General features: G+C 70.2%; 2 protein-coding genes and 2 pseudogenes. 2 read left to right on the top strand and 2 right to left on the bottom strand.

Annotation, left to right across the window (positions count from 1 at the left end):
• A pseudogene (locus tag A9X05_RS32750) lies at positions 1-116 on the bottom strand (SAM-dependent methyltransferase); the annotation flags it as partial.
• A gap of 2 nt (positions 117-118) precedes the next feature.
• Positions 119-481: a DUF3054 domain-containing protein gene (locus tag A9X05_RS23250; RefSeq protein ID WP_067749939.1), complete on the bottom strand. Its 363-nt coding sequence runs from the start codon at positions 479-481 to the stop codon at positions 119-121.
• 56 nt (positions 482-537) lie between these two features.
• On the opposite strand from A9X05_RS23250, the gene A9X05_RS23245 reads away from it, so the two are divergent.
• Complete coding sequence (locus A9X05_RS23245) at positions 538-1,722, top strand: acyl-CoA dehydrogenase family protein (RefSeq protein WP_067749935.1); 1,185 nt, start codon at positions 538-540, stop codon at positions 1,720-1,722.
• Positions 1,723-1,755: 33 nt separating this feature from the next.
• Positions 1,756-2,047 (top strand): annotated as a pseudogene (locus A9X05_RS23240) (hypothetical protein); the annotation flags it as partial.

The raw sequence follows: 2,047 nt of genomic DNA, 5'->3' as shown, positions 1-2,047 counted from the left end.
GCGGCGCGCACCAACGGTTCGGCGAACGGATCGCTCAGCAGCCCCCTGTTGGTGGCGACCGCGCGCGCGGCGGCGCCGAATGCCGCGGTCACCGCCACGCCCGCCGCCGTTGCCATGGTCAGACGCCGGACCGGCGCCGCACGGTCAGCCCGACGACCGCCCGCCAGCCGAGCAACAACAGCGCGGTGACCGACGCCGCCACCACCACGAAACTGGCCGCGACGCCCGCGGAACTCAGCTTGCGCAACACCATGCCGACCACCACCGTGCACAGCCACACGACCACCCCCGTGGGCATCAACGCGGTCGGGCGCCGCCAGGCGCGGGACGCCAGCCACCCGACGGCGGTTCCGGTGAGGAACGGCCACGCGGTGGTGGCCACCCCGGCGATGTCGAGTCCTTCGTCGTGGCTACGACGCCCAGCCGCGCAGAAGACCAGCACACAGGCGACGTCCACGACGAGCCACACTGGCCGTCGCATGCAGCGAGACTACCGGCCGGGCCTGCCGAGGGCGGCCTAGTGGCAGGCTGAAGGCCATGAGCACCAAAAAGCCTCCCGCCTTCGACCGGTATGACCCCTTGGGCCTGGACGCCTCCCTGTCCAGCGACGAGCTCGCGGTGCGCGACACCGTCAGAGAGTTCTGCGCCGAACACGTCCTGCCCTACGTCGCGGAGTGGTTCGAGATCGGCGACCTGCCGGTGCGGGAACTCGCCAAGGGATTCGGCCAGCTCGGCCTGCTGGGCATGCACCTGGAGGGCTACGGCTGCGGCGGCGCCTCGTCGGTGCACTACGGCCTGGCCTGTACCGAGCTCGAGGCCGCAGACTCCGGAATTCGGTCGATGGTCTCGGTGCAGGGGTCGTTGGCGATGTTCGCGATCTGGAATTTCGGGTCCGAGCAGCAGAAGCAGGAGTGGTTGCCGGGCATGGCCACCGGCGAACTGCTGGGGTGCTTCGGGCTGACCGAACCCGACGTGGGGTCCGACCCGGCCGCGATGAAAACCCGCGCCCGCCGCGATGGTTCGGATTGGGTGCTGAACGGCCGCAAACTGTGGATCACCAACGGCTCGGTCGCCGATGTCGCGGTGGTGTGGGCGGCCACCGACGACGGCGTCCGCGGTTTCATCGTCCCCACCAAGACGCCCGGCTTCTCGGCGAACACCATCCACCACAAGCTGTCGCTGCGCGCCTCTATCACCAGCGAGCTGGTGCTCGACGACGTGCGGGTGCCCGATTCGGCGATGCTGCCCGAGGCGAAGGGCCTGCGGGGGCCGCTGTCGTGCTTGTCCGAGGCGCGCTACGGCATCATCTGGGGTTCGATGGGCGCGGCGCGGTCGGCATGGCAGGCCGCGCTCGACTACGCCACGCAGCGCACCCAATTCGGGCGCCCGATCGCCGGATTTCAATTGACCCAGGCGAAACTCGTCGACATGGCGGTCGAGCTGCACAAGGGTCAGCTGCTGTCGCTGCACCTGGGCCGCCTCAAGGACGGCGTCGGCCTGCGACCCGAGCAGGTCAGCTTCGGCAAGCTGAACAACACCCGGGAGGCCATCAAGATCTGCCGCACCGCGCGAACCATCCTGGGCGGCAACGGGATATCGCTGGAATACCCGGTGATCCGGCACATGGTCAACCTGGAGTCGGTGCTCACCTACGAGGGCACACCCGAGATGCACCAGCTGGTGCTCGGCCAGGCGTTCACCGGCAGCGACGCCTTCCGCTGACACGGGCCGCGCACACGTGCTGGAATGAGGGGCATGAGACTCACCGCGCTCCGCCGGGCGCTGGCGGCGCTGGCGCTGGGCGCCGTCGCCGGTGTCGCGCCGGCGGGCGCCGATCCCGGTTCCGCGCTGCCCCCGATGACGTCGAGCGGCGGCGGCCCGATCATCGGCGGCGGCAGCAACCCCGGGATCGCGCAGCAGTTGTTCAGCTTCGGCACGCCCAACGTGCAGGAGGTCGACGGCCCGGACGCCGCACAATTCATCACGGCCGCCGCTGCGAGCCCCAATTCCCAACTGGCGGCGCCCTTCTCGCTGATGCGGCGCGCGC

It is taken from the genome of Mycobacterium sp. E3298 (assembly GCF_001666895.1).
Classification (GTDB): Bacteria; Actinomycetota; Actinomycetes; order Mycobacteriales; family Mycobacteriaceae; genus Mycobacterium.
This window is presented reverse-complemented; position numbering and strand designations above follow the sequence as displayed.